Annotated in this window: 1 protein-coding gene; it reads left to right on the top strand. The window is 70.9% G+C overall.

What is annotated here, in order from left to right; translation table 11 throughout:
• Positions 1–7,128, top strand: a 7,128-nt coding sequence (locus tag A5701_RS07390) for a non-ribosomal peptide synthetase (protein WP_156669970.1), incomplete at both ends; no start/stop codon positions are given.

Raw genomic sequence — 7,128 nt, 5'->3', positions numbered from 1 at the left:
TGGCCGGCATCTATGCCCAGGTGCTGGGCGTGGAACGGGTCGGCATCGACGACTCCTTCTTCGACCTGGGCGGGGACAGCATCTTGTCGATGCAGGTCGTGGCCCGGGCGCGGGCGGCCGGCGTGATGTTCCGCCCGCGCGACATCTTCGTCGAGCAGACGGTGGCGCGACTGGCCCGGGTGGCGGGGGTGTCCACCGACGACGACGCGGTCGACGAGGGTCTCGGCGAGCTCGTCGCCACACCGATCATGCGCTGGCTGCAGCGGCTCGACGGGTCGGTCGACGAGTTCAACCAGACCATGCTGGTGCAGGCCCCCGCCGGCGTCACCCGTGACGACCTGACGGTGCTCCTGCAGGCCTTGATCGACCGGCACCCGATGTTGCGGCTGCGCGTCGACGACGACGGTGCGGGCGGCTGGTCGCTGGAGGTGCCCGAGCCCGGCGCGGTCGACGCCCGCGGATGCCTGCACACCGTCGACGCGTTGTCCGAACACGCTCTGGTGGCGGCGCGCTCGCACCTGAACCCGGCTGCGGGGGTGATGCTGCGTGCGGTATGGGCGGAGGGCACCGGGCGGTTGGCGTTGATCGTCCACCACCTGGCCGTCGACGGAGTTTCGTGGCGAATCCTGTTGGAGGACTTGAACATCGCGTGGGTCCAGCAGCGCGGCGGCCTACCGGTGGTGCTGGCCCCCGGGGGCACGTCGTTCGCCAGGTGGTCCGCGCTGGTGGCCGAGCATGCCCGGCGCCCCGAGGTCGTCCGCATGGCGGACGCCTGGCGGCAGGTGGCGGCGATCCCGGCCGCGTTGCCGGCGGTACGCCCGGAGCTCGACACCTATCGGACGGCGCAGCACCTGTCGGTGTCGCTCGATACCGAGACCACTCGCATGTTGTTGGGGGCAGTGCCGGCGGCGTTCCACGCCGGTGTCCAGGATATTTTGCTGGTCGCCTTCGGGTTGGCGATCAACGAATTCCTGGGCACCGGCGCGCCGCTTTCCATCGACGTCGAGGGCCATGGCCGCGACGAAGACGTGGGCCCGCGCGTCGACCTGTCGCGCACGGTGGGCTGGTTCACCGCCAAATACCCGGTCGCGTTGAGCCTCGGTAAGCCACCCTGGGACAGGGTCGCCGCCGGTGCGGCCGAGCTGGGGGCGCTCATCAAGGATGCCAAGGAGCAGCTGCGCGCCTTGCCAGATGGGCTGACGTACGGACTGCTGCGCTACCTGAATCCCGATGTGGCCCTTGAAGACCCGGACCCGGCGATCGGGTTCAACTACCTAGGGCGACTGGGCGGCACGGCGGAGCTGTCGGACGACCTGTGGCGCCCGGATCAGGACGGCCTGTCGTTGACCGCCGCGACCGCGGCGCTGCCGGTGCCCTTGGGACACACGCTGGAGCTGAACGCCGGCGCCGTGGAAACGACGAAAGGTCCTCGCCTGCATGCCAATTGGACGTGGGCACCCTCGGCCCTGGAGCACTGGCAGGTCCGCAGGCTGAGCCAGCTGTGGTGCGCCGCCCTGGCCGGCATCTGCGCGCACGTGCGAAACGGCGGGGGCGGACTGACCCCGTCGGACGTCGCCCCGGCGCGGCTGACCCAGCAGCAGATCGACGAGCTGTGCCGGGACCACCCGATCGCCGACGTGTTGCCGCTGACCCCGCTGCAGCAGGGACTGCTTTTCCATGCCAACTCCGGGCTGGACCCCGGCGACGACGTGTACGCGGTGCAACTCGACATCACCGTGTGCGGCCCCCTCGACCCGCATCGCCTGCGCGAGGCGGTGCAGACGGTGGTGAACCGGCACCCCAACTTGGTGGCCCGGTTCAGCGAAAAGTTCGACGAGCCGGTGCAGATCATCCCGGCCGACCCCACCATCGCGTGGCGCTACCTCCAGCTCGACGCCGACGACCCCGCTCCCGACCAGCTGGTCGAGCGGCTGTGCATCGCCGAGCGCGCCGCCGTGTGCGACCTGGCGGGCCGCCCGGCGTTTCGGGCGGCGCTGGTCCGCACCACCAAAGACCGGCACCGCTTTGTGCTGACCGTCCACCACATCGTGATGGACGGCTGGTCGCTGCCGGTCGTGCTCCAGGAGATCTTCCTCGCCTACTACCGGGAGCGGCTGCCGGCCGCGGCGCCGTACCGCAGCTACCTCACCTGGCTCGCGACCCGCGACCTGGACGCCGCCCGCGGGGCGTGGCGCCAGGTGCTCGACGGGTTCGACACCCCGACGCTGGTGCGCGCGCCCGGGCGGGCGGGGCGTCGGGACGTCGCAACCTCCGCGGTGCCTGCGGACACCACGCGCGCACTGAGCGCGCTGGCCCGCTCGTCCCACACGACCGTCAGCACCGTGCTGCAGGCCGCGTGGGCGCAGCTGCTGGCCTGGCTGACCGGTGAGGACGACGTGGTGTTCGGCGCCGTCGTCTCGGGACGGCCGGCCGAGGTGCCCGGCTCCGAAACGATGGTGGGCCTCCTGATCAACACGGTTCCGGTACGGGCCACCATCGACGCGACAACCACGGTCGCCGGACTGCTCGACCAGTTGCGCCGCGCCCACAATCACACCCTCGAACACGAGCACCTCGCGCTGCCCGAAATCCACCGCGCGGCCGGCCACGAGCAGCTGTTCGACACCTTGTTCGTGTACGAGAACTATCCGATCGACACCGCCGCGCTGGCGGGCGCACACGAAGTCGCCATCACCGAATTCGTCAGCCGCGAGTTCAACCACTATCCCCTCTCGGTGCAAGCGGTGCCGGGCGAGGAACTGGGCCTGCGAATCGAATTCGACACCGACGTCTTCGACGCAGCCGGCATCGAGGCGCTCGTGGAGCGGTTCCGCCGCGTGCTGACGGCCATGACCGCCGACCCCACTCGCCTGTTGTCGGCGATCGACGCGCTCGAGGAGTCCGAGCACACCCACCTCGTCGAGTGGGGGAACCGCGCCGTCCTCACCGAACCCGCTGCCGGGCTGTCGATTCCGGACCTGTTCGCCGCGCACGTGGCCCGCACACCGGAGGCGATCGCGCTGAGCTGCGACGGCCGCCACCTGAGCTACCGGCAGCTGGACGAGGCGGCGAATCGCCTGGCGAACCTGCTGGCCGGCCTCGGTGCGGGCCCCGGTGCCTTTGTGGCGCTGATGTTCTCGCGATCCGCCGATGCGGTCACGGCGGTCCTGGCCGTGCTCAAGACGGGTGCGGCGTATGTGCCGATCGACCCGGGCCTGCCCGCGGCGCGGGTCGAGTTCATGATTGCCGACACCGCGCCGATCGTCGCGGTCACCACCGCCGAGCTGCGATCCCGGTTGGACGGGTTCGACGTGGCGGTCATCGACGTCCACCAATCATCCGTGCACACCCAACCCGCCACCGCGTTGCCGGCGCCGGACCCCGAGGACATCGCGTACGTCATCTACACGTCGGGCACGACCGGCGTCCCCAAAGGGGTGGCGGTCACCCACCAGAACGTCACCCAGCTGATGGCGTCGCTGCATGCGCCCCTGCCGGGGGCGGCCGCCTGGTCGCAGTCTCACTCCCTGGCCTTCGACGTGTCGGTCCAGGAGATTTTCGGCGCGCTGCTGGACGGGGGCCGGCTGGTCCTAGTGCCCGAGCCGGTGGCAACATCGCCGGAAGAGCTGCGCGCGTTGCTGATTCGTGAACGGGTCAACGTCTTGAGCCAAACCCCGTCCGAGGCGGGTGCCCTGTCGACCGAGGGGCTCGACGGGGTGGCCCTGGTGATCGGCGGTGAGCCCTGTCCGGCAGAGCTGGTCGATCGGTGGGCGCCGGGCCGGGTGGTGGTCAACGCCTACGGCCCGACCGAGACGACGGTGGACGCGGCGCTCAGCGCGCCGCTGGCCCCCGGAGCGGGAGCGCCGATCGGGTCACCGGTGTCCGGCGCCGCGTTGATGGTGTTGGACAAGTGGTTGCGGCCGGTGCCGGCCGGCGTGGTCGGGGAATTGTATGTCGCCGGCCGCGGCGTGGCGTGCGGCTACCTGGGCCGGTCCGGCTTGACGGCGTCGCGCTTCGTGGCGTGCCCGTTCGGCGGGACCGGGGCGCGCATGTATCGCACCGGGGACCTGGTGCGCTGGGGCACCGACGGGCAACTGCGGTACGTGCGGCGCGCCGACGAGCAGGTCAAGATCCGCGGCTACCGCATCGAGCTCGGCGAAATCACCACCGCGCTCTTGGCTTTCGACGGTGTGCGGCAGGCGGCGGTGGTCACCCGCGCGGGCCGCCTGGTGGGCTACGTGACCGGCACGGCCGACCCGGCCGGCATTCGCGCCGCGCTGGCCGAGCGGTTGCCGGCCTACATGGTGCCCGCCGCGATCGTCGCCGTGGACGCGATCCCGTTGACGGTCAACGGCAAACTCGACACCCGGGCGCTGCCCGCACCCGAATACCACGACACCGATGCTTACCGTGCCCCGGCGACCCCGGTCGAGGGCATCCTGGCCGAGATCTACGCCCGCGTATTGGGCTTGGCGCGGGTGGGGGTCGAGGAGTCATTCTTCGACCTGGGTGGCGATTCGCTCGCGGCGATGCGCCTGGTCGCCGCCGTCAACGCGGGCCTTCACGCTCACCTGTCGGTGCGGGCGGTGTTCGAGGCGCCCACGGTTCGCCGATTGGCGCCGCTCCTCGGCAAGGGCGGTGGTGCGCCGGCGCGCGTGGTGGCGGGCGCGCGTCCGGCGTTGCTGCCCCTGTCGTTCGCCCAGTCCCGGTTGTGGTTCATCGACCAGCTGCACGGGCCGTCGCCGGTCTACAACATGGCCGCCGCGCTACGGCTGCGCGGACACCTGGACGTCGACGCGTTGGGCGCCGCGCTCGGCGACGTGCTGGACCGCCACGAAAGCCTGCGCACGGTGTTCGCCGCGGCCGATGGGACACCGCACCAGGCGATCCTGCCCCCGGAGCGCGCCGACGCCGACGTGGTCGACGCCACCGGATGGTCTGCGGCGCGGTTGCGGGAGGCCGTCGACGCGGTCGCGGGCCGCCCGTTCGACCTGGCCAACGAGAGTCCGCTGCGGGCAACGCTTTTCAGGACGGACGAGGACGAACATGTGCTGGTCGCCGTGGTGCACCACATCGCCGCCGACGGCTGGTCGCTCGCCCCGCTGGTGCGGGACCTCGGCGTGGCCTACGCCAGCCGGTGCGCGGGCAGGGCGCCCGGATGGGCACCCTTAGCGATCCAGTACGCCGACTACGCGCTGTGGCAGCGCGCCCAGCTGGGCGATCTCGACGACCCGGACAGCCCGATCGCCGGGCAGCTGGACTACTGGCGGGCCGCACTGGCCGGACTGCCCGAGCGCCTGGAGTTGCCCACCGACCGGCCGTATCCGCCGGTTGCCGATTACCGCGGGGCCAGCGTCGGCGTCGAGTGGCCGGCCGCGCTGCAGGACCGGGTGCGCGAGGCGGCCCGCACCCACGACGCGACCAGTTTCATGGTGCTCCAGGCCGCCCTCGCGGTGCTGCTCGCGAAGCTCTCCACGAGTTCCGATGTGGCCGTGGGCTTTCCGATAGCCGGACGCCCCGACCCCGCACTCGATGACGTCGTGGGCTTTTTCGCCAACACGTTGGTGCTGCGGGTCGATCTGGCCGGCGATCCCACGGTGGCCGAGCTGTTGACCCAGGTGCGTCGGCGCAGCCTGGAAGCCTACGAGCACCAGGACGTGCCCTTCGAGGTGCTCGTGGAAAGGCTCAACCCCGCCCGCAGCCTGGGACACCACCCCCTGGTGCAGGTGATGTTGGCCTGGCAGAACAACGACGCGGCCGAACTGAACCTGGGCGACCTGCAGGTCACCGCGCTGCCGGTGGACACCCGCACGGCCCGCACCGACCTGCTGTTCTCCCTTGCCGAACGCTGGACGGCGGACGGCCGGTCCGCCGGGATCGGTGGTGCGGTGGAATTCCGCACCGACGTGTTCGATACCGCCAGTGTCACAACGCTTGTCGCACGTCTCGAGCGCGTGGTGGCCGCCCTCACCGCCGACCCCGCCCGCCGGTTGTCGTCGATCGACGTGCTCGACGAGGCGGAGCATGCCCGGCTCCACAACTTCGGCAACCGTGTGGTGCTCGACCTGCCGGCGCCGATCGGACCGTCGATTCCCCAACTGTTCGCCGCCCAGGTGCACCGCGCCCCGGAGGCGGTGGCCATCACCTGCGGAAACCGCTGGTGGAACTACCGCCAATTCGACGCTGCCGCGAACCAGTTGGCGCACTTGCTGATCGAGCATGGCGTCGGCCCGGGGGATCGGGTGGCGCTGCTGGTTCCCCGGTCGGCCGGGGCTGTCGCGGCGATCCTGGCGGTGCTCAAAGCCGGAGCGGCCTACGTGCCGATCGATCCGGGCCTGCCGGCCGCGCGGATCGACTTCATGCTCGCCGATGCCGCACCGGTTGCCGTGCTGACGATCAGCGGGCTGCGATCGCGCCTGGACGGCTGCCGCCTGCCGCTCCTGGACATCGACGACCCGGCGGTGGACACGTTCCCCTGCACCGCGATACCGGCCCCAGACCCCGACGCCACCGCCTACGTCATCTATACGTCCGGCACCACGGGGATCCCCAAGGGAGTGGCGGTCACCCACCGCAACGTCACCCAGCTGCTCGAGTCGCTGGACCGCGAACTGGATCTGGGGCAGGTGTGGACGCAATGCCACTCGTTGGCCTTCGACTTCTCGGTGTGGGAGATCTTCGGTGCGCTGCTGCGCGGTGGGCGCCTGGTGGTCGTGCCCGACGACGTGGTCCGTTCGCCGGAAGACCTGTACGCCTTGCTGGTTCGTGAGCAAGTCAGCGTGCTGAGCCAGACGCCCTCGGCGTTCTACGCGCTGCAAACGGCCGAAGCGCTCTCACCCGACCTCGCCCAGCAACTCAAACTGCAGACGCTGGTGTTCGGTGGCGAAGCGCTCGAACCCCGACGGCTGGCCAACTGGCTGGACAGCCATCCGGGACGGCCCCGCCTGATCAACATGTACGGCACCACCGAGACCACCGTGCACGCCTCGTTGCGCGAGATCGTCGACGGCGACGTCGACGGCGCCGCCAGTCCGATCGGAAACCCCCTGGAGCATCTCGCCTTCTTCGTGCTGGACGACTGGTTGCGGCCGGTGCCGGCCGGCGTGGCGGGCGAGTTGTACGTGGCGG

The sequence above is a fragment of the Mycobacterium sp. E3305 genome (assembly GCF_001666785.1).
In the GTDB taxonomy this organism is placed as follows: domain Bacteria; phylum Actinomycetota; class Actinomycetes; order Mycobacteriales; family Mycobacteriaceae; genus Mycobacterium.
Note: the sequence above shows the minus strand (reverse complement) of the source record. Positions and strands in the feature narration are given on the sequence as shown.